The sequence below is a fragment of the Enterobacteriaceae endosymbiont of Plateumaris rustica genome (genome assembly GCF_012562965.1).
Classification (GTDB): domain Bacteria; phylum Pseudomonadota; class Gammaproteobacteria; order Enterobacterales; family Enterobacteriaceae.
The window spans coordinates 28,030-54,541 of the sequence record NZ_CP046228.1 but is presented as its reverse complement, the minus strand read 5'-3'; the positions used below and the strand labels follow the sequence as shown (position 1 = coordinate 54,541).

Sequence of the window (26,512 nt, the reverse complement as noted above, 5' to 3'; positions counted from 1 at the left end):
AGATTCTCAAATTATTTTAAAAAAAATTAAAATATTGTTTTTCAAACATAATTATTTTTTTCATATATTTCATAGTTATATCTATTTGATCTAAATCATTTATAAGATAATCTCTTAAAAATTTACTAATTTTAAAATCAAAAGTTTTTTTACTAGAAATAATTTTTTTTAACTTTAAATCTATATTGAAAGTAATACCAGGATGTTTTTTTATTATTAAAAATAATTCGTTAATAATTTTTTTATTTAAAATTATTAATAATAATTTATTATTTATTGCATTATTATAAAATATATCTGCATAACTAGATGCAATAATTGTGTGAAATCCAAAATCTATTAATGACCATGGAGCATGTTCACGTGATGAACCACAACCAAAATTATCTCTAGTTAATAAAATTTTAGCATTTTGAAATTTTTTTTTATTTAAAATAAAATTTGGATTAGGAATATATCCGTCATTATCAATATATCTCCAATTATGGAATAAATGCTTTCCAAATCCTTTTTTTTCATTTTTTTGTAAAAATTGTTTTGGTATAATGACATCTGTATCAATATTTGACATATCAAAAGGAGCAACTATACCATTATATTGTAAAGAATAATTTTTTTTCATTTTTAAAAATATCTTATGTCTATAAAATGTCCACATATAGCTGCTGCAGCTGCCATAATAGGACTAACTAAATGAGTACGACTATTTCTTCCTTGGCGACTTTCAAAATTTCTATTACTTGTAGAAGCACAACGTTCTCCTGGAGATAAAATATCACCATTCATTCCTAAGCACATAGAACATCCAGGAAATCTCCACTCAAATCCAGAATTTATAAATATTTTATCTAATCCTTCTAATTCTGCTTCTTTTTTAACCATATTAGATCCAGGAACTATTATTGCTTTGATATTTTTTGATATTTTATATCCATTAATAACTTTAGAAATTGATCTTAAATCTTCAATTCTAGAATTTGTACAAGAACCAATAAATACTTTATTAATATGAACATTAATTAATTTCATACCTTCTTTTAAATTCATATATTCTAAAGCTTTTTTAGCTGTTTTTTTCTTAAATGAATTTTTAAATGAACTAATTAGAGGAATAGGTTGATCTATTTCTATAGATTGTTCAGGATTAGTACCCCAAGTAATTTGTGGGGCAATATTAGAAATGTCAATAGTAATAGTTTTCTCAAAAATAGCATCATGATCACTATATAATGTTTTCCAAAAACTTATAGCTTCATTCCATAATATTCCCTTAGGAGCTAAATTTCTATTTTTTAAATATTCAAAAGTAATATTATCTGGAGCAATTAAACCTGATTTAGCACCCATTTCAATAGTCATATTACATATTGTCATTCTGCTTTCCATACTTAATTTTTTTATAACATTTCCTGTAAATTCTACAATATATCCATTACATCCACTAATACCGATTTTTTTTATTATTAATAAAATAATATCTTTTGCAGTAATTTTTGTAGGTATTTTTCCAATAATTTTTATTAACATATTATTAAAACGTTTTTGTTTTAATGTTTGTGTTGCTAAAACATGTTCAACTTCTGATGTACCGATGCCAAAAGATAAAGCTCCAAACGCACCATGAGTTGAAGTATGTGAATCACCACAAACAATAGTCATACCTGGTAAAGTAATACCTTGTTCTGGACCAATAACATGAACTATTCCCTGATATGGATGATTAATATCATATAATTGAATATTAAAATCTTGACAATTTTTAATTAATATTTCCATTTGTTTTTTTGCTATAATTCCTGAACCATTAATATTTTTCACTTTTGTAGAGACATTGTGATCCATTGTTGCAAATGTTTTATTAGGTCTATAAACTGTTCTTTTTTTTTCACGTAATGCTTGAAAAGCTTGTGGTGAAGTTACTTCATGAATAAAATGTCTATCAATATATAATATTCTTATATTATTTTTTAATTTACAAATAACATGTCGATCATATATTTTTTCATATAATGTTTTTCCCATAAAATATTCCTATATTATAAATTCAGTAATTAATGTACCCATATCTTCTGTTGTCACTATTTTTTCATTTAATTGATTAGTAAATAAATCTTGTGTTCTATATCCTGCTTTTAAAACTTTTTTTATTGCATTTTCTATTTTTTTAGAAATTATTTTATTTTTTAAACTATATTCAATCATCATTGATAATGATAAAATTTGAGCAATAGGATTAGCAATATTTTTACCTGCAATATCAGGAGCAGAACCACCAGCTGGTTCATATAAACCAAAAAATTTATTATTTAAACTAGCAGAAGGTAAATTACCAATAGATCCTGTAATCATAGCACATTGATCAGAAATAATATCTCCAAATAAATTAGTAGATAATATTACATCAAATTGTGATGGATTTTTCATTAATTGCATTACAGCATTATCAATATACATAAATTCTAATTTAACTTTTGAATACTGATGAGATAAATTTGTTAAAATTTCACGCCACATAATAGATGTATTTAATATATTAGCTTTATCAATAGAACAAATTATTTTATTTCTTTGTAAAGCAAAATTAAAAGCCATATGAGCTATTCTTTCTATTTCAAATCTATAATATATTTCTGTATCAAATGAATATTCATTTATACCATTTCCTTTTCTACCACTAGGATTTCCAAAATATATTCCTCCAGTTAATTCTCTTATACAAAGTATATTAAATCCTTTATTAATGATATTTTTTTTTAATGGACTTAATGTAAATAAATTATTATAAATATATGCAGGACGTAAATTAGTAAAAAGATCAAAATGTTTTCTTAATTTTAATAAAGAACCTTTTTCTGGTCTTTTATTTAATGGTAAATAATCCCATTTAGGACCACCAACTGATCCAAATAATATTGCATTAGAATTTTCACAACCTAATAATGTTTTTTTAGGTAAAGCTTCTCCATATTTATCAATAGCAGATCCTCCTACTGAATATTCATTAGTAATAATATTTATATTTAAAAAATGTTTTATTTTATTTAATACTTTAATTGCTTGTTTCATTACCTCAGGACCAATACCATCTCCAGGTAAAATTGCAATTTTAAATATATTAGACATAATAATTTTATCCAAAAATAATAAAGTTTATTTAATATTTATTTTTAATATGTTTTTTAACTTGATTAAATCTCCATATACTATTAATAATATTAATTATAGCATTAACTGAAGCTTTGATTATATCTTTAGAAAATTCAATTCCATTGAAAATTTTTTCTTTATATTTAATTTTTATATTAACTTGATTAATAATTTTTTTATCATAATTTTGAGTATTAAATTTATATTTGATAATATGAAAATTATAATTTGTAATTTTATTTATAACTTTACATATTACATTTATATGATTAGTATCTATTGCTGATTCTAATTTTATTAAATTTCCACATTTTAATTTTAGAGTTATAGTTGTAATAGAATTATATTTAGATTGAATATTAAAATATTTTAAAGAATAATATTTAGTTATATTTTCAAGTTTAGTATTAAATGCTAAAGATTCTAAATCATAATTAAATATTTGTCCTGTTTTTTCTGCTAATGTAACAAAATTATTATATAATTTATTTATATCATAATCATAATCTTTATATCCCATTAATTGCATATGATATTTTACAGCTGCTCTTCCTGATTTTGAAGTTAAATTAAGTTCTGTTTTATTTAAACCTATTATTTTAGGATCTAAAATTTCATAAGTATATTTATTTTTTATTATTCCATCTTGATGAATACCAGAAGAATGAGAAAAAGCATTTTTACCTACAATAGCTTTATTAATAGCTATGGGAATATTACATATTTTACTAACAATTTTACTTGTATTATATATATTATGATAATTAATATTGGTAAAAAAATTTATATCTTTTTTATGAGTGTATAATGCCATTATTACTTCTTCTAAAGAACAATTTCCAGCTCTTTCTCCTATTCCATTAATAGTACCTTCTATTTGCCTAGCTCCAGAATTAATAGCAGTAATAGCATTTCCAACTGCCATACCTAAATCATTATGTGTATGAACAGATATAATACATTTATCAATATTAGAAACATTGTTTTTTAAATTATAAATTAAATTACTATATTCATTAGGAAAAGTATATCCTACTGTATCAGGTATATTAATAGTTGTTGCTCCTGCTTTTATAGCTGAGTAAACAACTAAACATAAATCATTTATAGGAGTTCTACCTGCATCTTCACAAGAAAATTCAATATCATCAGTGTATTTTCTAGCATATTTTATCATAAAAACAATACGTTCAATTATTTTATTTAAAGTACTTTTTAATTTTGTAATAATATGTATTGGTGAAGTTGCTAAAAAAATATGAATTCTAAAATTAGAAGATATTTTTAAAGCTTCATAAGCTACATCAATGTCTTTTTCCTTACATCTAGCTAAACCACATATTTTACTATTTTTTATAATTTTTGCTATTGTTTGAAAAGATTTAAAATCTCCAGGAGAAGAAATAGGAAAACCAACTTCTATTATATCAATATCCATTGATTCTAATGCTAAAGCTATTTCTACTTTTTCTTTAGTATTCAAACTTTTTTTTAAAGATTGTTCTCCATCTCTTAATGTTGTATCAAAAATAATAATTTTTTCTTTCATAAAAATATAAATCTCTTTTAATAAAAATTTTAGTTAATTATTTTATAAATTTATTTTAATATTACATATATAATTTAATTAAAATTTTATAAAATTTTAATTATTCATAAATTATTTATTAATTATTAAAAATAATTTATATATTTATATATATAAATTATATGATTTATAATCATAAAGATATCGATTTTATAAAATATGTATATTTATAAGTTATAAATTAAATAAATATAAAATAAAATTTATTTTGAATATATATTTTTAAATAAATTTAATAAATATTTTTTTTAATTTTTTTAATATTAAATATATATTATACAAATATTTTATAAGGAGTATTTATTCTAATGATAGATGAATTTTATATGAAATATGCAATTAAATTAGCAAAATTAGGTATCTTTACAACTACTCCTAATCCTAATGTAGGTTGTGTAATAGTTAATAACAATAAAATTGTTGGTACTGGATATCATTTAAAATCAGGACAAAATCATGCAGAAATTAATGCATTAAATATGGCTGGAAAATATGCAAAAAATTCGACTGTTTATGTAACATTAGAGCCATGTAATTATTTTAATTTAACTCCACCTTGTTGTAATGCTTTAATAAAAGCTAAGGTTAATCGTGTTATAATAGCAAACAAAGATCCTAATCCTAAAATAAATGGATATGGAATAAAATTATTAAAAAAATTTGGAATAAAAATAAAATATAATTTTATGTCTAAAGAAGCTGAAAAATTAAATTTAGGTTTTTTTAAAAGAATGCGTACAGGTTTTCCTTGGATACAATTAAAATTAGCAGTATCTTTAGATGGTAAAATCGGTCTTTATAATGGTAAAAGTAAATGGATTTCTTCTAAAGAATCTAGAATAGATGTTCAAAAACTTAGAGCAAAAAGTTCTGCAATTTTAAGTACAAGTAATACAGTTTTAAAAGATAATGCTACTTTATTAGTTCGTTGGAATGAATTAAATGATTATATAAAAAAAATATATCCTAAAAATTTATTAAGACAACCAATAAGAATTATTTTAGATAGATCTAATTTAATAAAACCTACTAATAAACTTATATTATTTCCAGGAAAAATATTTTTAATAAGATTAAAATATACATTTGAAAAATGGCCTTATTATGTTAAACAAATAATTATTCCAGAAAAAAATGGTTTTTTAAATTTAAAATATTTATTTAAAAAATTAGGACATAAAGGAATAAATAATATTCTTATAGAAGCAGGGAGTATATTAACAGGATCTTTATTAAAAAATAAATTAGTTGATGAATTAATAGTTTATTTATCACCTAAATTATTAGGAAATATTGCATTGAATTTTTGTAATCTTAATGAATTTTATAATATGAATGATGTTTTAAAATTTAATTTTACAAATATAAAAAAAATAGGTAAAGATTTAAGATTAAAATTAAAACCTTTATAAATTTGATGTTATTTTTAGAGATTTTTATGAAAATAATTAATGAAAATATTATAGTTTCAAAAAAAGTATTTATAGCAATTATTATAGCAAGGTTTAATGAATTTATTAATAAAAATTTATTATATGCTGCTATTGATACATTTCAAAGAATAGGAATGATAAAAAAAGATAATATAACTGTTATATGGATACCAGGATCATATGAATTACCATTAACAACTAAATTAATAATAAAAAAAAAGATTTACGATGGTATTTTGACCATAGGAACAATTATTAAAGGAGATACTTTACATTTTAAATATTTATCTCAATCAGTATGTTCTCAGTTACTAAATTTATCTGTAAAAAATCAAATACCTATCTCATTTGGAGTATTAACCACAAATAATATAGAACAAGCAATAGAACGTTCTGGAAGTAAAATAGGAAATCGTGGAACTGAAGCAGCTTTAACATTATTGGAAATGATAAATATATCTAAAAAAATTAAATCTTTAAGTGAAAAAAAGGAATTATAGTGAAATTTACTGATAGATATCAAGCTCGTAAATATGCTTTACAAGCAATTTATTCTTGGCAAATATCTAAAAATACATTTAGTGATATTCAATATTATTTTTTAAATGAATCTATAAAAGATTTTAAAAATATTGACATTAGTTATTTTAATGAATTAATAAATGGAGTAATAATAAATAGTATAAGTTTAGATAAATTAATGAAGCCTTTTTTATCACGTAAATTATTTGAATTAGGTCAAATTGAAAAAGCTATTTTAAGAATTTCATTATATGAATTAATTAATCGTTTAGATGTTCCTTATAAAGTTATTATTAATGAAAGTATTTGTTTAGCAAAATGTTTTGGAGGTGTAGATAATAGTTATAAATTTATAAATGGTGTTTTAGATAAAATAGTTACTAAAATAAGAATATAAATAATATATTATATATATTTTAAGAATTATTATAATATAAATAATTTTTTATAAAATATATTTAATTAATGACAATTATTGTATTTAAAAAAAATTATTTAAATAAATATCATCTTTAAAATTACTTATAATTCAGCAGCAATTTTTTTTGAAATATTTTCTCCTAAAATAATACTAACTAATTTTAAATTAAAATCAAGAGAATATTTAACACTTTGAGCAGTTAATAATTTAAATTTATTATCCCAACATACTGGATTATTTGACCATTGTTTAGATGGAATTAAATTTTTCAATCCTAAATATCCAGTCATTTTAGCTTTAGGAAAAATATTATTTGATACAAGCATAATAGCAGGAGTAGCACAAATTGCACCTACAATTTTTTGAGAAATTTTAAATTTAGAAATATATTTTAATAATAAATTATTAGATTTAAAATGTTGAGATGCTTTTAATCCTCCAGGAATAATTATAGCAATATAATTATTACTATTTGTTAAATCTTTTAAAAGTATATCACAAATTAAATTTGTGCCATGAGCACAAGAAACTTTATAATTATTAGTTGTACTTGCTAAAGTAACATTTATATTACTTCTATTTAAAATATCGATAGTTGAAACAGTTTCTATTTCTTCTATACCATCTGTAATACAAATTAGAATAGAATAACATTCTGACATTTTACTATACCTGCTAAAATTTTTATTTATTTAAATATACGGGAAAATTTATACATAATTCTAATATTTTTTCTTTTATATATAAAATTTTTTCATTTCTTTTATCAAAAATATCTGCAATAATATTTGTTATTAATGATACTTCATGTTCTTTAAAACCTCTTCTAGTAATTGCAGGAGTACCAATTCTTATACCTGAAGTAATAAAAGGAGATTTTAAATCATTTGGAATACTATTTTTATTTACAATAATATTATATTTTCCTAGTAATTTTTCAGCTTTTATTCCTGTCATATTTATATTAGATAAATCTATTAAAAATAAATGATTATATGTATTATTTGAGACAATTTTATAATTACGTTCTTTTAAAATAGAAACCATTAATTTAGCATTTTTTAATACTTGTTTTTGATATATAAAAAATTTTGGTTCAGAAGCTTCTTTTAATGCTACAGCTTTAGCTGCAATGACATGCATCAAAGGACCACCTTGAGTTCCTGGAAATACAGAAGAATTTAATTTATTAAAAAGATTATCAATATTTTCTGTAGCTAAAATTAATCCACCTCTTGGACCTGCTAAAGTTTTATGTGTTGTAGAAGTTACTACATGAGCATATGGTATTGGATTAGGATATAATCCAGTTGCTACTAATCCTGCAATATGAGCCATATCAATAAGTAAATATGCTTTTACAATATCAGCTATTTCTCTCATTTTTTTCCAATTACATATTCCAGAATACGATGAAAAACCACCAATAATCATTTTAGGTTTATGTTTTTCTGCTAATTTTAATAAATTATCATAATCAATAATTCCTTCATTATTAACTTTATAAGATATATTTTTATAAAATTTTCCTGAAAAATTAACTATAGATCCATGAGTTAGATGACCTCCATGAGAATTTTCTAAACCCATTATTTTATCTCCAGGATTTAATAATGCTGAATATACAGCAAAATTAGCTTGTGATCCTGAATGTGGTTGTACATTAGCATAATTTGCATTAAATAATTTTTTAGCTCTATTTATAGTTATTTGTTCTATTTCGTCAATATATTTACATCCACCATAATATCTTTTATTAGGATATCCTTCTGCATATTTATTAGTTAATTGAGATCCTTGAACATACATAACATAAGGTGAAGCATAATTTTCAGATGCAATTAATTCTATATGTTCTTCTTGTCGTTTAATTTCTTTTTGAATTAATTTCCATATTTCAATATCATAATTTGAATAATTTATAATTTGATTCAAAATTAATTACCTTTAAAACTAATTATATTAATGAATTTTGTTTCTTCTTTTTAAAGAAAAAAATGTTTTAATAACACTAGTACATTCTTTAACTAATACTCCAGAATTAATTTTTATGCAATAATTTATATTATAAATTCCTAATAAATCTATAAATGATCCTATTTTATAATATTTATTATTATTAATACTATATACTAAACGATTAATTCTACTAATAATTATTGCTCCAGAACACATTATACATGGTTCTAATGTTACATACATAGTTGTATTTAGTAATCTATAATTTTTTAAAAACTTACCAGCTTTTCTTAATGCTATAATTTCAGCATGTCCTGTAGGATCATTTTTTTTAATAGAATTATTTTTACCTTCTGATATAATTTTATTATTCTTTACAATTACTGCTCCAACTGGTATTTCACCTGACTTAATTGCTAATTTAGATAAATTTAAAGCATAATTCATCCAATAAATATCATTTTTCATTAACTTTTAAAACCTTTTTATCAATATTTAAAATATTTAAACCGAAAAAAATTCGGTATATCTAGTAAAATTATTAAATTTAAATTTATAAAAATATTTAGATATTTATTTTTTATAAAAATAATTTTTATAAATTATTATTTGTAATAATAAAAAATTTATTAAATATTATAAAGTATAAAATATTAAATTAATTTTAATCTTTTTTAAGATATAAAACTATTAATTATTTTCTAAAAATTATATGTATAATTTTTAGAAAATATAAATTTTAAAATTCTTAATTAAATAAGAGATATTTATATGATAAAAAATATTACTTCAGTTTATGGTATGCATGATTATTTTTTTCCAGATACTTTATTATGGGAATATATTGAAAATGTTATTAAAGATATATTAAATAATTATGGTTATAAAGAAATTAAAATTCCTATTATTGAAAAAAGTATTTTATTTAAACAAATGATAGGTGAAATGACAGATATTGTAGAAAAAGAAATGTATAATTTATATGATAAAAATGGAGAGAGTCTTACTTTGAGACCAGAAGGAACTGTTGGTTGTATTAGAGCAATGGTAGAACATAATGCTTTTTCTTCTTTAAATCAAAGATTATGGTATAATGGACCTATGTTTCGTTATGAAAGACCACAAAAAGGAAGATATAGACAATTTAATCAAATTGGTATTGAAGTATTAGGATTAGAATCACCTTATATAGATGCTGAAATAATTATAATGACATATCATTTTTGGAAGAAACTTAATATTATAAATAATATTTTTTTAGAAATTAATTCTATTGGATCTATTCAAGATAGAGAAAAATATATTAAAAAACTTATTTTATATTTAGAAAAACATTTTCATTTATTAGATGAAGATTGTAAAAGAAGAATATATACAAATCCTTTAAGAATATTAGATAGTAAAAATCCTAATATTCAACAATTATTAAATAGAGCTCCTCAATTAAAAAATTTTCTTAGTACACATTGTGTAGTTAATTTAAATAAATTATGTGATATATTAAATACAATGAAAATTAATTTTTCTATAAATTATCGTTTAGTAAGAGGATTAGATTATTATAATGATATTGTTTTTGAATGGATTACAAATCAATTAGGATCTCATAAAACTATTTGTGGTGGTGGTAGATATGATAAATTAGTTGAAAAATTCAGTCAAAAAAAAAATATTAATGGTATAGGATGTGCTATTGGAATAGAACGTTTAATATTATTAATAAAAAATGTTAATGCAATAAAATTAAAAACAAATTATTTAATAGATATTTATCTTATACCTATGAATAATAATTTGACTTTACATAAAACTATTTATATTCGTGAAATTATTAGAAAACATTTTCCTTTATTAAAAACAGTTATTAGTTATTATTTTAATAATTTAAAAAAACAAATTATTCAAGCAATTAAACAAAAGGTACGTTTTCTTTTAATTATAGGAGAAAAAGAAATAAATAATAATCAATTAACAATAAAAGATTTATTTTTAAAAAAACAAATAACTTTTCTTGAAAAAGAATTAATAACTAAATTAATAGAAATATTAAATTACTAAAATTAATTAATTTATTTATTTTTATAATATTTAAAATAATATTTAATGTGATTTTTTTAATTTAAAACATTATATATAATTAGATTAAAGAGGAAATAATGAAATTACAAAAATTAATGTTCATATTTTTTATTTTTTGTTCTTTTACATTAACTAGATGTTCAAATTATAATAATAATTCTATTCAGAATAAAAAAGAAATAATAAAAAATTATAAAAATGATTTAAATATTATAAAAAATAACCAAATAAATCCCAAATTAATTTGGTTTAAAAAAATAATGAAAAAATCTAATAATAATTTTTCTAAATTACATTTAGCATATAAAAAAGGATTAATATATATTGCAAATAAAGATGGTATAGTAAAATGTATTAATATAAAAAATGGAAAAATAGTATGGAATGTTAATCTTGCTAAAAAAAATTTTTGTATATTTTCGTATTGTTTATCAGAAGAATTATCTAGTGGTCCTGTTATATCAAATAATTATTTATATTTAGGAAGTGAAAAAGGTAAAATTATTGCTTTAAATAATAAAAATGGTACTAAAGTATGGGAAACATCAGTTTTTAGTGAAGTATTATCTGATCCAGTTATTTCAAAAAATATTTTAGTTATACATAATAATAATAATATTTTACAAGGATTAGATAAAAATAACGGTCATATTTTATGGACAGTAAGTTTAGGTCCTTTAGAACCATATTCATTTAGAGGTACATCAAAACCAACAATATTTTTTGATAATATTATAACTGGAAGTGATAATGGTATTATTAGTTCTCGTACATTAAATAATGGTTCTTTAATTTGGCAAAGAGACTTAACAATAATTCCTAATTTATTTAGTTCTTTAAATTTTAATGATATTGATGCACAACCAATAATTTTTAATGGAATAGTTTATGTAGTTTCTTATAATGGTAATTTCAATGCATTAGATCTTTCTAATGGAAATATTATTTGGAAAAAATTATATAAAGTGTCTGGTGATTTCATTCTTAATAAAAATATTTATTTTTTTGATATAAACAATAAACTTTTATCATTAAATATTTACAAAGGAAATATTATTTGGTCACAAGATAAATTTATACATAAAAAAACTATAACTCCAATTTATTATAAAAATAATCTTATAATTATAGATAGATATGGTAAAATTTACTGGTTAAATATTTATAATGGTAATGTTATTGGTAATAAATCAATTAAAAAATTTAATGATTATATAGAATCATCATTATTAATTGATAATAAATTAATTTTACAAACTCATAATGGCATACTTTATATGTTTAAATTATAAATTAATATATATGAAAAAAAAAATAATGTTAAATTATCCTATAGTTACTATAGTAGGAGCACCAAATTCAGGAAAATCAACTTTATATAATTCATTAACTAAAACTAATAAAGCATTAGTTAATAATATTTCTGGATTTACAAGGGATAGAAATTATGGTTATGTTAAAATAAATAAATATCAATTTATTTGTATTGATACAGGTAGTATAATTAATGATATAAAAACAAAAAAAACAGAATTAAGTAATTTTTTAGTAAATAAACAAACTTTTCAAGCTATTAAAGAATCAGATTTAATATTATTTATAATCAAAGGATTTTATTTAACAAGTTTAGATTATGAAATTATAAATAAAATAAGAATATATAAAAAAAAAATTATTATTATTTTAAATAGAAAAAATATTAATTTTTATGAAAAAGAATTTTATTCTTTAGGTTATCAATTATACAATGTTAATATAATTGACATTAATAATATCAATAAATTATGTATATTTTTATTACCTTATATAAAAAATATTTTTTTAAAAAAAAATAAAATTAAAAATAAAAATTATAAAAATATTTCTTATATTAATAATAATAATGTTAAATTAGCAATTATAGGTACTCCTAATGTTGGTAAATCTACTTTGATTAATAAAATTCTTAAAGAAGAAAGAATGATTGTAAATCATACTGCTGGTACAACTAGAGATAGCATCTCTATACCAATAAAGGATATTAATCAAACAATCAAAAAATATTTTACAAATTTAGTTATTATTGATACTGCAGGTATTAAAAAAAAAAATAAAATTAAAAATATAGAAAAAAATATAATTAATGAATCTTTTAAATCTATAAAAAAATCTAATATAATTTTATTTGTTATTGATGGATTTAAAGAAATATTTTCTAATCAAGATACATCTATAATAAATTATATTATTAATCAAGGAAAACCTATTATTATAGCAATTAATAAATTTGATTTAATAAAATTAAAAAAAATAAAACAAATAAAAAAAATAATTAAAATTAAATTTCCGTTTATTCCTATAATATTTATATCAGCTAAATATGGAATAGGATTGAAAAATTTATTTAAATCATTATTTAATGTATATAATTTAACTAATCAAAAAATTAATACTTCAAAATTAATGAAAATTATGTATTTAGCAATTAATAATTTTCCACCACCTATGATTAAAAAATATCGTATAAAATTAAAATATATACATGTGGGTAAATATAATCCGTTAACTTTAATTATTCATGGTAATCAAGTAACAAAATTAGAAAATAATTATAAACGTTATTTATCAAATTTTTTATATAAAAAATTAGAACTTTTTGGTATTCCTATTTTTTTAAAATTTAAAGAAAATAAAAATCCTTATATTAAAAATTATATTAATTAATATATAATAATTATTACTTAATTATTTTATTAATTAAAATCATAACATGAATAAAATTCCATATTATAGATTTTCAGTTGCTCCTATGTTAAAAAGAACAGATAAATATTGTCGTTATTTTTATAGAAAATTAACAAAACATGCTCTTTTATATACTGAAATGATACATTCCAATGCAATTATTAATAATAAATCAATTTTATTAAATAATTGTGGAAATAATATTGCATTACAATTAGCAGGAAATAATCCTAAAATATTATCTTTATGTTCAAAAAAAGCAGAAAAATTAGGATATAAAGAAATTAATTTAAATGTAGGTTGTCCTTCTATAAATTCTCAAAAAAACAATTTTGGTGCATGTTTGATGAAACAATATAATATTTTATCTGATTGTATTAAATCAATGAGTGATAGTGTTTCAATACCAATTACAATTAAAACTCGTATTGGTATAAATAATGATGATAGTTATACATTTTTATGTAAATTTATAGAAATATTGTCTAATAGTGGTTGTAATATATTTATTATTCATGCACGAAAAGCATTACTTTTTAATAAAGTAAAAACTAAAATTAATCTGAATATTCCTAATTTAGATTATAAAGTTGTATATAAAATTAAAAAAAAATTTCCAAATATTAAAATTTTAATAAATGGAGGGATTCAAAATTTAAAAGAAGTAAAAAAACATTTAAAATATGTAGATGGAGTTATGATGGGTAGAAAAATTTTTAATAATCCTAAATTTTTAATGAAAATAGATCAAGAAATTTTTCATCAAAAATATATTTCTTATTCTCCTTTAGAGATTATTAATTCAATGTTTTCATATATAGAAAAAGAATTAGAAAAAGGTATACATTTAAAACGAATTATTTTTTCTGTATTAAATTTTTTTAACGGAATAAATGGTTCTATAAATTTTAAAAAATATATTAATAATAAAAATAATTATTTTAATAATAGTGGTATTCAAGTATTAAATAAAGCATTATCTTATATAAAAGATATATAAAATTATAATAACTTTTTATATTATAATTTTATATAATAAAACATTATATTAATATTCATTGTTTATAAATGTTAATTTATGATAGTCAATAATTTAATAAAAAAATCTAAATTTAGAAAAAATTTTGATATAAAAGGCATTAAATTACCTCCTCATTCATTAGAAGCTGAGCAATCAATATTAGGAGGATTAATGTTAGATAATAATCGTTGGGAAAATGTTATAGAAAAAATTATAGTACAAGATTTTTTTACATTTGCTCATAGAATTATTTTTCATGAAATGCAATTGTTAACAGATACAGGAAAACCAATTGATTTAATTACTTTATCAGAATCTTTACAAAATAAAAAAAAATTAGATGATGTAGGAGGTTTTGCATATTTAGCTGAATTATCAAAAAATATTCCTAGTATATCAAATATTTATGCATATATTGATATTGTAAAAGAAAGAGCAATTGTTAGAGAAATGATATTAGCTGCAAATGAAATTGCTGAAGCAGGATATTTTCCTAATGGAAGAAATAGTGAAGAATTAATAAATTTAGCTGAATCTCGTATTTTTCAAATAGCAGAAAAACGTATAAATAAAGATACTAGACCTAAAGGAGTAGATGAAATTTTAGAAGTAACAATTTCTAAAATTGAATCTTTTTATAAATCAACAAAACATGGTGTAACAGGAATAGATACTGGATATCATGAGTTAAATAGGAAAACAGCTGGATTACAAAAATCTGATTTAATAATTATTGCTGCTAGACCATCAATGGGTAAAACAACTTTTGCAATGAATATTTGTGAAAATGCTGCTATATCACAAGATAAACCTGTATTAATATTTAGTTTAGAAATGCCATGTGAACAAATTATGATGCGTATGTTAGCTTCTCTTTCTAGAGTTGATCAAACACGTATTCGTACAGGACAATTAAATGATAATGATTGGGAAAAAATTTCAAATACAATGGCTCTTTTATTAAAGAAAAAAAATATATATATTGATGATTCTTCTGAACTTACTCCTACTGAAGTAAGATTAAGATCACGTAGGATATTTAGAGAATATAATGGACTAAGTTTAATTATGGTTGATTATTTACAATTAATGAGAGTTCCTTCATTGTCTTTTAATAGAACATTAGAAATTGCTGAAATATCACGTTCATTAAAAGCATTAGCAAAAGAATTACATGTACCTGTATTAGCTTTATCTCAATTAAATAGATCTTTAGAACAAAGATCTGATAAACGTCCAATGAATTCTGATTTAAGAGAATCTGGATCTATAGAACAAGATGCTGATTTAATAATGTTTATTTATAGAGATGAAGTATATAATGAACATAGTAATTTACAAGGTATTGCAGAAATTATTATAGGAAAACAACGTAATGGTCCAATTGGAACTATAAGATTAACTTTTAATAATAAAATAGCTAGATTTGATAATTATTCTGATTATTATAATAGTTCTAATATTTGATTAGTAATATATTAATTAATTAATTAATATTAATTTTATAAAAATTTATAGTGAAATTATCAATGTTAAAAATTTTTAATACTTTAAGTAAAAAAAAAGAAATATTTAAACCAATTCATAATAATGAAGTGAAAATTTATGTTTGTGGTGTCACAACATATGATTTATGTCATATTGGACATGGAAGAACTTTTATTATATTTGATTTAATTATAAGATATTTAAAATACTTAGGATATAAAGTTCAATATATAAGAAATATTACTGATATTGACGATAAGATTATAGATATAGCTAATAAAAAAAATAAAAGTATTAAATATATTACAAATAAAATGATTTCCGAAATGAAATTAGATTTTAAAAATCTTAATCTTTTAAAACCAGATATAGAACCAAGAGTAACTAATCATATAAATGAAATTATTATAATAATTAAATATTTAATTAAAAATAATAATGCATATATTGCTAAAAATGGAGATGTAATGTTTTCTATTCAAAGTTATTTAGATTATGGTCAATTATCTAGACAAAAATTAAATAAATTAAAAAATAAACATAAGCATATTTTTTTTAAAAAAAATCATATAGATTTTGTCTTATGGAAAACATCTACAAAAAAACAAATTGGATGGTTATCTCCTTGGGGTTATGGAAGACCTGGATGGCATATAGAATGTTCAGCTATGCATCATAAATATTTTGGTAATTGTTTTGATATACATGGTGGTGGTAATGATTTAATTTTTCCTCATCATGAAAATGAAATAGCTCAATCATATTGTTTAGATAAATCATTTCATGTTAATTATTGGATTCATAGTGGAATGATTATGATAAATAATAAAAAAATGTCTAAATCATTACATAATTCTTTAAAGTTAAGAGATATTTTATCTAAATATAATAATGAAATTATTCGACATTTTTTTGCTTCAACTCATTATAGAAGTCCAATTATTTATAATGAAGATTTTTTAAAACAATCGGAATCTTCCATAAAAAGATTATATATATCAATATATCATATAAATAATATTTTATCTCATATAGATATAAATAATCAAAATTATAAAAAAGATGAAAAAAATATTTTTTTTGAAAAAATGTTTTATGAAGCAATGAATGATGATTTTAATACTCCAAAAGCTTATAGTATTTTATTTAATATGTCTCATCAAATTAATATTTTAAATAATAAAAAAAAATTTTTATATGCAAATAATTTAATATTAAAATTAAGAGATTTAGGAAATATTTTAGGAATTCTTTTTTATGATCCTCAAAAATATTTTAAAAATAAATTAAATTTACATTACTATAATAAACTTCAAATTGAAAAATTAATTAAAATACGAAATAATGCTCGTAAAAATAAATTTTGGACAGAAGCAGATTATATTAGAGATCTATTAAATAATAAAAATATTCTTTTAGAAGATTCACAGTTTGGAACTATATGGAAAAAAAAATAAAGTAATATTTCAATAAAAAATATATATTATTATATAAATAATTTTATGAAAAAATCATTGAAAGAAAAAATTATAAATTTGTGTAATGAAATAAAATACCATAATTATAGATATCATGTATTAAATGATCCAGAAATACTTGATTATAAATATGATAAATTATTATATAAATTAGAAAAATTAGAAAATTTATATCCTGATTTAATAATTTATAATTCTCCTACTAAATTTGTAGGAGGTATTTCTTTAAAAAATTTTAAAAAAATAAATCATATTTTACCTATGCTATCATTAAATAATGTATTTAATGAAAAAGATTTATTTTTAAAATTTTTTAAACCTATTAAAAATTATTTAAATAAAGACATAAATTATTTTTGTTGTGAATTAAAATTTGATGGTATAGCAGCAAGTATATTATATAAAAATGGACAATTAATAAGAGCCTCTACTAGAGGAAATGGAATAATAGGAGAAAATATAACTAATAATATATTATTTATACAAGATATTCCTCATAAACTTCAAGGAAATGATTTTCCTTCTATATTAGAAGTTAGAGGAGAAATATTTATGACAAAAACAAATTTAGAAATATTAAATAAAAAAAATATTTTAAAGAAAAAATTTTCTAATACTCGTAGTGCAGTTGTAGGTACTTTATTTTTAAAAAATTTTCATAATATTAATAATAAATTATTAAATTTTTTTAGTTATGGTATAGGTTTTATAAAAAATAAAAAGGAAATATATAGTCAAATAAATATTTTACAAAATTTAAAAAATTATGGATTACCAATTTCTAATTATACAATATTTTCTTCTTCTATAAAAGAGATTTTATTTTTTTATCAAAAAATGAAAAAAAAAAGAAATATTCTTCCATATAATATTGATGGTATTGTTATTAAAATAGATGATTTTAAAATACAAAAAATACTAGGTTGTACATCACATGCTCCTAAATGGGCTATTGCATATAAATTTCCTTCTCAAGAAAAAATAACAACTTTAAAAAATATTATTTTTCAAATAGGAAGAACAGGAATAATTACTCCTGTAGGAAATTTTAAAACTATTAAAATTAATGGAGTAAATATTAGTAATGCTAGTTTATATAATATTAATGAAATTAAAAAATTAAATTTAAAAATAGGAGATGTAATAATAGTACAACGTTGTGGTGATGTTATACCAAAAATAATAAATATTATAAAAAAGGAAAGAGTTAATAACATTACAACTAGTATTGTTATTCCTACAATATGTCCAGATTGTAAATCTATTCTTAAAAGAAAAAATCATAATAAAATGATGTTATATTGTCCTTCTGGTTTCAATTGTAAATCTCAATTAAAAGGATATTTAAAACATTTTATATCTCGTAATGCAATGAATATTAATTATATAGGTGATAAACTTATTAATAAATTAGTAAATAATAATTTAGTAAAAAATTCTATAGATTTATTTAATTTAAATATAAATACATTGAATAAAATTCCTCATTTAGGAAATAAAACTATTTCTAAAATATTAAAATCATTAGAAATATCAAAAAAAACAACTTTTACTAAATTTTTATTTTCTTTAGGGATTAATGAAGTAGGTTTAGTTACTGCAAATAATTTAAGTAATTATTTTAAAAATTTAAATAATTTTTTAAATGCGGAATTAGAAGATTTTTATTGTATACCTGGAATAGGAAAAAAAATTGCATATAATTTATATAATTTTATTAAAAATAAAAATAACTTATATATAATTAATAAATTAATTAATAGAATTGGTATTCATTGGAATAAAAATAATATTTATAATAATTTTTTTTATAAAAAAAAAGTAGTATTAACCGGAAAATTAAATTCAATAAAAAGATTTAATATAATAGAAAAATTAATAAATTTAGGTGCTATAGTTTGTACTCATATATCTAAAAATATAGATATAATCATTATAGGAAATAATCCTGGTTCTAAAATATTTAAAGCAAAAAAATTAAATTTAAAAATTATAAATGAACAACAGTTAATAAAATTAATTTATAAAAAATAATTTTAATATTATATATAATATAATTGTTGTTATTTTTATAATAACTGATATCTTAATTATATTTAATAAAAATATTATTTTAATAATTAGATTCATATGAAAAAATATAAAGATATAATAGAATATTATTTTTCTGAACAAAAAAATAACAAAAAATTATTACAAAATAAAGAATTAATTAAGTCAGTTTATAATATAATTGAAATGTTAAATAAAGGAAAATTAAGAGTATCAGAAAAAATAAAAAATAATTGGATAACGCATAAATGGATAAAAAAAGCAATTTTATTATATTTTAAAATTAGTAATAATTTTTTTATAAAAGGTGAATATAATTGTTATTACGATAAAATTCCTTCAAAATTTTATAATATGAATAAAGATGATTTTAATAAATTAAATTGTCGTATAGTTCCTCCTACTACTGTAAGATATGGATCTTTTTTAGATAAAAATGTTATTTTAATGCCTTCTTTTATAAATATAGGATCTTTTATAGGAAAAGGAACTATGATAGATACTTGGTCTACTATAGGATCATGCGCTCAAATTGGTAAAAATGTTCATATATCTGGAGGTGTGGGAATAGGAGGAGTTTTAGAACCTATTCAATCTAATCCAACAATTATAGAAGATAATTGTTTTATCGGAGCTAGATCAGAAATAGTTGAAGGAGTTATTATTGAAAGTGGTTCAGTAATTTCTATGGGTGTATATATTGGACAAAGTACTAAAATATATGATAGAGAAACAGGATTAATTTATTTTGGTAAAGTTCCTAAGGGATCAGTTGTAGTTTCTGGAAATTTACCAGCTCAAAATGGTAAATATAGTTTATATTGTGCTGTAATAGTTAAAAAAGTAGATTATAAAACTTTAAGTAAAATTGAAATTAACAATATTTTACGTGAAAATAATTAAATAATTTTAAAATTTAAAAATTGAGTATTTATAAATAAAATTTTTTTAATTAAATCTTATACTTATAGTATAATAGATAAATATTTATATAAATTATAATTTTAAAATAGGTATTTTATAAATATGAAAGTATTAAGTCATACATTAGGTTTTCCTAGAATTGGTCCTTATCGTGAATTAAAAAAAGCTCAAGAAAAGTATTGGAATAGTCAAATTACAAAAGAAAAATTATTTAATGTTGGTTATAACATTAGAAAATTTAATTTACATAAACAAATAAATAATAATATTGATTTATTACCTGTAGGTGATTTTGCATGGTATGATCATATACTTAATACTAGTTTAATGCTAGGAAATATTCCTGTAAGATTTCAAGAAAAAATAAATAATTCTATTGATATAGATACAATGTTTTATATTGCTAGAGGTTCTATTCATGATAAAAAATCATTAAATGCTAGTAAAATGACTAAATGGTTTAATACTAATTACCATTATATAGTTCCTGAATTTTATAAAAATCAATCTTTTCATTTTTCTTGGAAACAATTATTAAATGAATTAGATGAAGCTATAAAAATGGATTTTAATAATATTAAACCTATATTAATAGGTCCTCTTACATATCTTTGGTTAGGTAATAAAATACAAGGTAATAATTTTAGTCGTTTGGAATTAATAAAAAAAATTTTACCAGTTTATATTGAAATATTATTAGAAATTAAAAAAAGAAATATTGAATGGATTCAAATAGATGAACCTATTCTAGCATTAGAATTACCAAAAAAATGGTTACAAGCATTTAAAAATACTTATGATAATTTAAAAAATTATATTAATATATTATTAACTACATATTTTGGTAGTATTAGTCATAATATTGAATTAATTAAAACATTACCTGTAAATGGAATACATATAGATTTAGTTAATGGAAAAGATAATATTGAATTTATTAATAAAAATATTTCTAAAAAATGGATTATATCTTTTGGAATTATTAGTGGTAGAAATATTTGGAAAACTGATTTAAAAAAATGGTACGATATTTTATTAACTATAAAAAATAATAGACCATTTTTATGGATTGGTAGTTCTTGTTCTTTAATACATACTCCAGTAGATTTAAATTTAGAATTAAAATTAAATAAAAAAATTAAGAGTTGGTTTTCTTTTGCAATACAAAAATGTAAAGAATTATCTTTGATAACTCAAGCTATTAATAATAATGATTCTAGTGAATTAATTCAATGGAGTAAATTTATACATACTAGAAAATTATATAAACAAATAACTAATGAACAAGTACAAAAAAAAATATTATTAATTGGTAATAATATTATAAATAATCGTAAAAATTATAATACAAGGTCCCTTTTACAAAAAGAAAAATTAAAATTACCATTTATTCCAACCACTACTATAGGATCATTTCCTCAAACTTTAGATATTAGAAAATTAAGATCTGATTTTAAATCAGGATTTATTACTTATGATTTTTATAAAAAAAAGATGAAAAATTATATTAAAAATATAATTAATATTCAAGAAAAATTAGATTTAGACGTATTAGTACATGGAGAGCCAGAAAGAAATGATATGGTTGAATATTTTGGGGAAAATCTTAATGGGTTTATTATAACTGAAAATGGTTGGGTTCAAAGTTATGGATCTCGTTGTGTAAAACCTCCAATTATTATTGGAGATATTAGTAGAAATAAACCAATAACAGTATATTGGTCTCAATATGCACAGTCTTTAACAAAAAAAATAGTTAAAGGAATGTTAACTGGACCTATAACAATGTTACTTTGGTCTTTTCCTAGAAATGATATTTCTCCTATAGAAATTACTAAACAAATTGCATTAGCTTTAAAAGAAGAAATATATGATTTAGAAAAAGTTAATATTAAAATTATACAAATAGATGAACCTGCTTTAAGAGAAGGTTTACCATTAAAAAAATCTGAATGGAATCAATATTTAAAATGGGCAATAGAAGCTTTTCATTTAACAATATCATCTACAAAAGACGTAACACAAATTCATACTCATATGTGTTATTCCGAATTTAAAGATATTATACATTCTATTATATCTTTAGATGCTGATGTTATTAGTATTGAAGCATCTCGTTCTAATAATAATTTAATTAAATTATTCAAAAGTTTAAATTATCCTAATGAATTAGGTTTAGGAGTATATGATATACATTCACCTAATATACCATCTATAAATAAAATTAAAAATTTTTTAATTAATGCATTAAAGAATATCTCTTTTAAAAATCTTTGGGTAAATCCTGATTGTGGATTGAAAACAAGAAAATGGGAAGAAGTAATAAAAAGTTTACATAATATGGTAAAAGCAACAAAAATTTTAAGAAAAAAAATACAATAATTTATTTCAATAATTAATTAAAAAATTTAATTTTTATAATCAAAGTAAAAAAAATAATTAAAAAATATAAATAACTGCATCCGGGAGGATTCGAACCTCCGACCGTTCGGTTCGTAGCCGAGTGCTCTATTCCACTGAGCTACGGATGCTTTTTTATTCGGTGAGAGAGAGATTCGAACCCTCGATGTAGATAAAACCACATACACCCTTAGCAGGGGTGCGCCTTAAACCACTCGGCCATCTCACCATATAAAAAATATATTATATTTTATAAAAAAATAAGTCAATTAATTATTTAATTTGTTTAGCAAACCGTTTGCTGATTTTTTTCTGCTTGAATGCGTTGATAAATTTCTTCACGATGAACAGCTATTTCTCTAGGAGCATTAACACCAATTCGTACTTGATTTCCTTTAATCCCTAATACTGTTACCATAACTTCATCACCTATCATAAGTGTTTCGCCTACTCGGCGAGTAAGAATAAGCATTCTTTTCTCCTTGAAAAAAATAAAACATAAAATTAAAATTAATTAATAATTTATTAAAAAATTGTTAATTAAAATATTTAAATAGAAATTAATAAAATTAAATATGTAAATTATATAATTATATAAATTAAATACTAATTTTATTTATATAATTTAAAAAAAATAATTTAATTTTATTTAAAAATAAATTAAATTTTATTTTGTCAAAATTGCAATTTATCTGTGCTATAGTAACACATCCTCCGATTTTACAATGATTTTTATCACAAAATTTATTAATAATTTTAATAACATTTATTTCTTTTGATAGATTATTAGAAATCTTTATTATTAAATAAAAATTATTTTCCCATTTAGTAGATAATATTATTATAAATTTATTTATTTTACTAATTAAATTTTTTAAAATAAAATTAAATAATGTAGGATGAAAATTATAAATTTGACTTACTATGAAATTAATATTTTGTAAAAAAATATTATTTGATAATAAAATTTTACTTTCATTTTCAATAAAATATTCTTCTAAATTTTTTAAAGATTTTTTTAAAATATTTTTTTGTTTTTTATATATTGAAAATTTTTCAATTAAATGAATTTCATCTGTTTTTAATATATTAGCAATTAATTTTAATTTTTCATTTTGTTCTTGTATATATTGTAATGAATAATTATGAGTTATTGCATGTATTCTTTTAATACTATGTGATATATTACTAAATTTTTTAATTATAAAAAAACCAATTTGATGAGTATTTAATATATGTGTTCCTCCACAAAATTCTTTAGAAATTTTTTCTATTTCTACAATTCTAACAATATCATTATATTTTTTATCAAAAAACGATATTATATTTTCATTTTTTTTAGCTATATTTTTATTAATTGTATATGTTTTAATAGGAATATTATTAAATATATAATTATTTATTATTTTTTCTATTTTCAATAAAATTGATAAATCAAGATTTTTAAAATAAGAAAAATCAAAACGCAAATAAGTATCTGTAATATAAGATCCTTTTTGTTGTACATAATTTCCTAATAATTTACGTAAACAAGCATGTAATAAATGTGTAACTGAATGATTTCTACTAATATTTAATCTATGTTTAATATTTATTTGTGTTTTTAAACAATCATTAATTTTTAATGTACCTGAAATCATTTCTCCTATATGAAGAGTTAAATCTTTATTTATTTTTGTATCATAAACTTTAAATAAATTATCTTCATCTTTTTGTAAATATCCTATATCACCTATTTGTCCACTTGATTCTCCATAAAATGGAGTAATATTTAATATTATTATTCCCTTATCTCCTTTATGAATTTTATTTACTACTTTATTATTTATGTATATATTTAATATACTACTATTAGTTGTATATTTATCATATCCTACAAATTTTGATTTTTTATCTATATAACATAAGTTTTGAGTATTTTTAAATAAACTATTTTTTCTAGCAAGATTACGTTGTACATCCATATATTTGTTAAATTCTTTTTCATCTGTATTAATATTTTTTTCTTTACATATATTTTTTATTAAATCCATTGATACTCCAAAAGTATCATATAAATAAAATATTTTTTTACCACTTAAAACATTTGTTTTTAATTTTTTAATTTCTTTATTTAATAAAATTCTTCCTTGTTTTAAAATTCTTGCAAAATTTTCTTCTTCATTTAAAATAACATTTTTAATAAAATCATATTTTTTATTTAACTTTATTATCTCAGAATCAATACAAATATTTTCTATAAATATTCTAACTAATTTATAAAAAAATGGTTTTTGTTGTCCTAATATTTTTCCATGATTTATAGCTCTTCTTATAATACGTCTTAATACATAACCTCTATTTTCGTTACTAGGTAGTATTCCTTCATATATTAAATAAACAGTTGATCTAATATGATCTGCTATAACTTTTAATGAATTATTTTCTAAATCAGTAAAATTAATAATTTTAGCTATATATTTAATCAATTTTTGAAATATATTTAGTTTATAATTAGAATCAATTCCATATAAAACTGAACTAATACGTTCTAAACCCATTCCTGTATCTACTGATTTTATACTTAAAGGAATTAATTTTCCATATAAATTTTTATTAAATTGTATAAATACAATATTCCATATTTCAATAAAACGATTTCCAATATTATTTAAAATATTACCAGATAAATGATTACCTAAATCATAAAAAATTTCAGTTGAAGGACCACAAGGACCAGTATTATCCATTTGCCAAAAATTATCAGAATTATAAGGAATATTATTTTTATCTCCAATTAAAATAATATTTTTTTTTAATACTCCTATATTTTTACTCCAAATATCATAAGTTTCTTTATCTGTATAATATACAGTAACAAATATTTTACTTTTATTTAAATTAAACCATTTTTGATTAGTTAATAATTCCCATGCATAGTAAATTGCTTTTTTTTTAAAATAATCTCCAAAACTAAAATTACCTAACATTTCAAAAAATGTATGATGTCTATTTGTAAAACCTACATTTTCTAGATCATTATGTTTACCTCCAATACGTACACATTTTTGTATTGTAGCTATACGTGATTGACTAGATTTTTTATATCCTAAAAAATATTCTTTAAATTGATTCATTCCTGCATTTGTAAATAACAATGATGAATCATTATGGGGTATTAACGGACTTCCTTTCATTATAACATGTTTTTTATTAAAAAAATAATTTAGAAAAATTTTACTAATTTCATTAGTTGTTTTTTCCATAGATAAAAAACCTTTAATTTATTTGTTTATT

General features: G+C 19.8%; 21 protein-coding genes and 2 tRNA genes. 12 read left to right on the top strand and 11 right to left on the bottom strand.

Annotated features, from left to right (window positions below; genetic code table 11):
• Window positions 1–16 precede the first annotated feature (16 nt).
• The 4 genes from leuD to leuA are packed head-to-tail and all read right to left on the bottom strand — an operon-like array spanning window position 17 to window position 4,696.
• Window positions 17–622: a 3-isopropylmalate dehydratase small subunit gene (leuD, locus tag GJT82_RS00270; RefSeq protein ID WP_168819070.1), complete on the bottom strand. Its 606-nt coding sequence runs from the start codon at window positions 620–622 to the stop codon at window positions 17–19.
• 2 nt (window positions 623–624) lie between these two features.
• Window positions 625–2,022, bottom strand: a complete 1,398-nt coding sequence (leuC, locus tag GJT82_RS00265) for a 3-isopropylmalate dehydratase large subunit (protein WP_168819068.1) — start codon at window positions 2,020–2,022, stop codon at window positions 625–627.
• Between the two features lie 9 nt (window positions 2,023–2,031).
• Window positions 2,032–3,123: a 3-isopropylmalate dehydrogenase gene (gene leuB, locus GJT82_RS00260; RefSeq protein WP_168819066.1), complete on the bottom strand. Its 1,092-nt coding sequence runs from the start codon at window positions 3,121–3,123 to the stop codon at window positions 2,032–2,034.
• 31 nt (window positions 3,124–3,154) lie between these two features.
• Complete coding sequence (gene leuA, locus GJT82_RS00255) at window positions 3,155–4,696, bottom strand: 2-isopropylmalate synthase (protein WP_168819064.1); 1,542 nt, start codon at window positions 4,694–4,696, stop codon at window positions 3,155–3,157.
• 347 nt (window positions 4,697–5,043) lie between these two features.
• Between leuA and ribD the strand changes: the two genes are divergently transcribed.
• The 3 genes from ribD to nusB are packed head-to-tail and all read left to right on the top strand — an operon-like array spanning window position 5,044 to window position 7,087.
• A complete protein-coding gene (gene ribD, locus GJT82_RS00250; protein WP_168819062.1) occupies window positions 5,044–6,147 on the top strand; it encodes a bifunctional diaminohydroxyphosphoribosylaminopyrimidine deaminase/5-amino-6-(5-phosphoribosylamino)uracil reductase RibD in 1,104 nt (367 codons plus the stop codon).
• 26 nt (window positions 6,148–6,173) lie between these two features.
• Complete coding sequence (ribH, locus tag GJT82_RS00245) at window positions 6,174–6,668, top strand: 6,7-dimethyl-8-ribityllumazine synthase (protein ID WP_168819060.1); 495 nt, start codon at window positions 6,174–6,176, stop codon at window positions 6,666–6,668.
• Window positions 6,668–7,087, top strand: a complete 420-nt coding sequence (nusB, locus tag GJT82_RS00240) for a transcription antitermination factor NusB (protein WP_168819058.1) — start codon at window positions 6,668–6,670, stop codon at window positions 7,085–7,087. Before ribH ends, nusB begins: the two co-directional genes overlap by 1 nt.
• A 125-nt stretch (window positions 7,088–7,212) precedes the next feature.
• Here the strand turns inward: nusB and GJT82_RS00235 are convergent, their stop codons facing one another.
• From GJT82_RS00235 to tadA, 3 genes are read right to left on the bottom strand one after another with little or no spacing between them, the layout of a single operon-like run.
• Complete coding sequence (locus GJT82_RS00235; RefSeq protein WP_168819056.1) at window positions 7,213–7,773, bottom strand: DJ-1 family glyoxalase III; 561 nt, start codon at window positions 7,771–7,773, stop codon at window positions 7,213–7,215.
• Window positions 7,774–7,795: 22 nt separating this feature from the next.
• Entirely contained in the window at window positions 7,796–9,049 is a 1,254-nt protein-coding gene (gene glyA, locus GJT82_RS00230) for a serine hydroxymethyltransferase (RefSeq protein WP_168819990.1), read from the bottom strand.
• A 24-nt stretch (window positions 9,050–9,073) separates the two neighbouring features.
• Window positions 9,074–9,538: a tRNA adenosine(34) deaminase TadA gene (tadA, locus tag GJT82_RS00225; protein WP_168819054.1), complete on the bottom strand. Its 465-nt coding sequence runs from the start codon at window positions 9,536–9,538 to the stop codon at window positions 9,074–9,076.
• A 303-nt stretch (window positions 9,539–9,841) separates the two neighbouring features.
• On the opposite strand from tadA, the gene hisS reads away from it, so the two are divergent.
• From hisS to metE, 9 genes are all read left to right on the top strand, one after another.
• Window positions 9,842–11,128 (top strand): histidine--tRNA ligase, encoded by a 1,287-nt coding sequence (gene hisS, locus GJT82_RS00220; protein ID WP_168819052.1) that lies wholly within the window; start codon window positions 9,842–9,844, stop codon window positions 11,126–11,128.
• Between the two features lie 98 nt (window positions 11,129–11,226).
• Window positions 11,227–12,441 carry an outer membrane protein assembly factor BamB family protein gene (locus GJT82_RS00215; RefSeq protein WP_168819050.1) on the top strand — a complete coding sequence of 405 codons (1,215 nt, stop codon included), beginning with the start codon at window positions 11,227–11,229 and terminating at the stop codon, window positions 12,439–12,441.
• 10 nt (window positions 12,442–12,451) lie between these two features.
• On the top strand, window positions 12,452–13,852 hold the full coding sequence (der, locus tag GJT82_RS00210; RefSeq protein ID WP_168819048.1) for a ribosome biogenesis GTPase Der: 1,401 nt from the start codon (window positions 12,452–12,454) through the stop codon (window positions 13,850–13,852).
• A gap of 46 nt (window positions 13,853–13,898) precedes the next feature.
• Complete coding sequence (gene dusA / locus GJT82_RS00205) at window positions 13,899–14,873, top strand: tRNA dihydrouridine(20/20a) synthase DusA (RefSeq protein WP_168819046.1); 975 nt, start codon at window positions 13,899–13,901, stop codon at window positions 14,871–14,873.
• 78 nt (window positions 14,874–14,951) lie between these two features.
• Window positions 14,952–16,361, top strand: a complete 1,410-nt coding sequence (gene dnaB, locus GJT82_RS00200) for a replicative DNA helicase (RefSeq protein ID WP_168819044.1) — start codon at window positions 14,952–14,954, stop codon at window positions 16,359–16,361.
• A gap of 62 nt (window positions 16,362–16,423) precedes the next feature.
• A complete protein-coding gene (cysS, locus tag GJT82_RS00195) occupies window positions 16,424–17,839 on the top strand; it encodes a cysteine--tRNA ligase (RefSeq protein ID WP_168819042.1) in 1,416 nt (471 codons plus the stop codon).
• A 45-nt stretch (window positions 17,840–17,884) separates the two neighbouring features.
• Window positions 17,885–19,894: an NAD-dependent DNA ligase LigA gene (gene ligA / locus GJT82_RS00190; protein ID WP_168819040.1), complete on the top strand. Its 2,010-nt coding sequence runs from the start codon at window positions 17,885–17,887 to the stop codon at window positions 19,892–19,894.
• Between the two features lie 96 nt (window positions 19,895–19,990).
• A complete protein-coding gene (gene dapD, locus GJT82_RS00185; RefSeq protein ID WP_168819038.1) occupies window positions 19,991–20,815 on the top strand; it encodes a 2,3,4,5-tetrahydropyridine-2,6-dicarboxylate N-succinyltransferase in 825 nt (274 codons plus the stop codon).
• 123 nt (window positions 20,816–20,938) lie between these two features.
• Window positions 20,939–23,218 carry a 5-methyltetrahydropteroyltriglutamate--homocysteine S-methyltransferase gene (gene metE / locus GJT82_RS00180; RefSeq protein ID WP_168819036.1) on the top strand — a complete coding sequence of 760 codons (2,280 nt, stop codon included), beginning with the start codon at window positions 20,939–20,941 and terminating at the stop codon, window positions 23,216–23,218.
• A gap of 75 nt (window positions 23,219–23,293) precedes the next feature.
• On the opposite strand, the gene GJT82_RS00175 is transcribed toward metE, so the two are convergent.
• From GJT82_RS00175 to alaS, 4 genes are all read right to left on the bottom strand, one after another.
• Window positions 23,294–23,367 (bottom strand) — tRNA-Arg (locus GJT82_RS00175).
• A 9-nt stretch (window positions 23,368–23,376) separates the two neighbouring features.
• Window positions 23,377–23,465, bottom strand: a tRNA-Ser gene (locus GJT82_RS00170).
• 57 nt (window positions 23,466–23,522) lie between these two features.
• Entirely contained in the window at window positions 23,523–23,708 is a 186-nt protein-coding gene (gene csrA / locus GJT82_RS00165; RefSeq protein WP_168819034.1) for a carbon storage regulator CsrA, read from the bottom strand.
• A 127-nt stretch (window positions 23,709–23,835) separates the two neighbouring features.
• Window positions 23,836–26,481 carry an alanine--tRNA ligase gene (alaS, locus tag GJT82_RS00160; protein WP_168819031.1) on the bottom strand — a complete coding sequence of 882 codons (2,646 nt, stop codon included), beginning with the start codon at window positions 26,479–26,481 and terminating at the stop codon, window positions 23,836–23,838.
• Between the last annotated feature and the right edge of the window lie 31 nt (window positions 26,482–26,512).

Excerpts from the sequence above, each read along its gene's own strand:
- ribD (WP_168819062.1), top strand. The coding sequence starts at position 5,044 with ATGATAGATGAATTTTATATGAAATATGCAATTAAATTAGCAAAATTA.
- dusA (WP_168819046.1), top strand. The coding sequence starts at position 13,899 with ATGAATAAAATTCCATATTATAGATTTTCAGTTGCTCCTATGTTAAAA.
- ribH (WP_168819060.1), top strand. The coding sequence starts at position 6,174 with ATGAAAATAATTAATGAAAATATTATAGTTTCAAAAAAAGTATTTATA.
- GJT82_RS00215 (WP_168819050.1), top strand. The coding sequence starts at position 11,227 with ATGAAATTACAAAAATTAATGTTCATATTTTTTATTTTTTGTTCTTTT.
- dapD (WP_168819038.1), top strand. The coding sequence starts at position 19,991 with ATGAAAAAATATAAAGATATAATAGAATATTATTTTTCTGAACAAAAA.
- GJT82_RS00235 (WP_168819056.1), bottom strand. The coding sequence starts at position 7,773 with ATGTCAGAATGTTATTCTATTCTAATTTGTATTACAGATGGTATAGAA.
- leuC (WP_168819068.1), bottom strand. The coding sequence starts at position 2,022 with ATGGGAAAAACATTATATGAAAAAATATATGATCGACATGTTATTTGT.
- leuA (WP_168819064.1), bottom strand. The coding sequence starts at position 4,696 with ATGAAAGAAAAAATTATTATTTTTGATACAACATTAAGAGATGGAGAA.
- alaS (WP_168819031.1), bottom strand. The coding sequence starts at position 26,481 with ATGGAAAAAACAACTAATGAAATTAGTAAAATTTTTCTAAATTATTTT.
- leuD (WP_168819070.1), bottom strand. The coding sequence starts at position 622 with ATGAAAAAAAATTATTCTTTACAATATAATGGTATAGTTGCTCCTTTT.
- ligA (WP_168819040.1), top strand. The coding sequence starts at position 17,885 with ATGAAAAAATCATTGAAAGAAAAAATTATAAATTTGTGTAATGAAATA.
- tadA (WP_168819054.1), bottom strand. The coding sequence starts at position 9,538 with ATGAAAAATGATATTTATTGGATGAATTATGCTTTAAATTTATCTAAA.
- csrA (WP_168819034.1), bottom strand. The coding sequence starts at position 23,708 with ATGCTTATTCTTACTCGCCGAGTAGGCGAAACACTTATGATAGGTGAT.
- dnaB (WP_168819044.1), top strand. The coding sequence starts at position 14,952 with ATGATAGTCAATAATTTAATAAAAAAATCTAAATTTAGAAAAAATTTT.
- cysS (WP_168819042.1), top strand. The coding sequence starts at position 16,424 with ATGTTAAAAATTTTTAATACTTTAAGTAAAAAAAAAGAAATATTTAAA.
- hisS (WP_168819052.1), top strand. The coding sequence starts at position 9,842 with ATGATAAAAAATATTACTTCAGTTTATGGTATGCATGATTATTTTTTT.
- der (WP_168819048.1), top strand. The coding sequence starts at position 12,452 with ATGAAAAAAAAAATAATGTTAAATTATCCTATAGTTACTATAGTAGGA.
- metE (WP_168819036.1), top strand. The coding sequence starts at position 20,939 with ATGAAAGTATTAAGTCATACATTAGGTTTTCCTAGAATTGGTCCTTAT.
- leuB (WP_168819066.1), bottom strand. The coding sequence starts at position 3,123 with ATGTCTAATATATTTAAAATTGCAATTTTACCTGGAGATGGTATTGGT.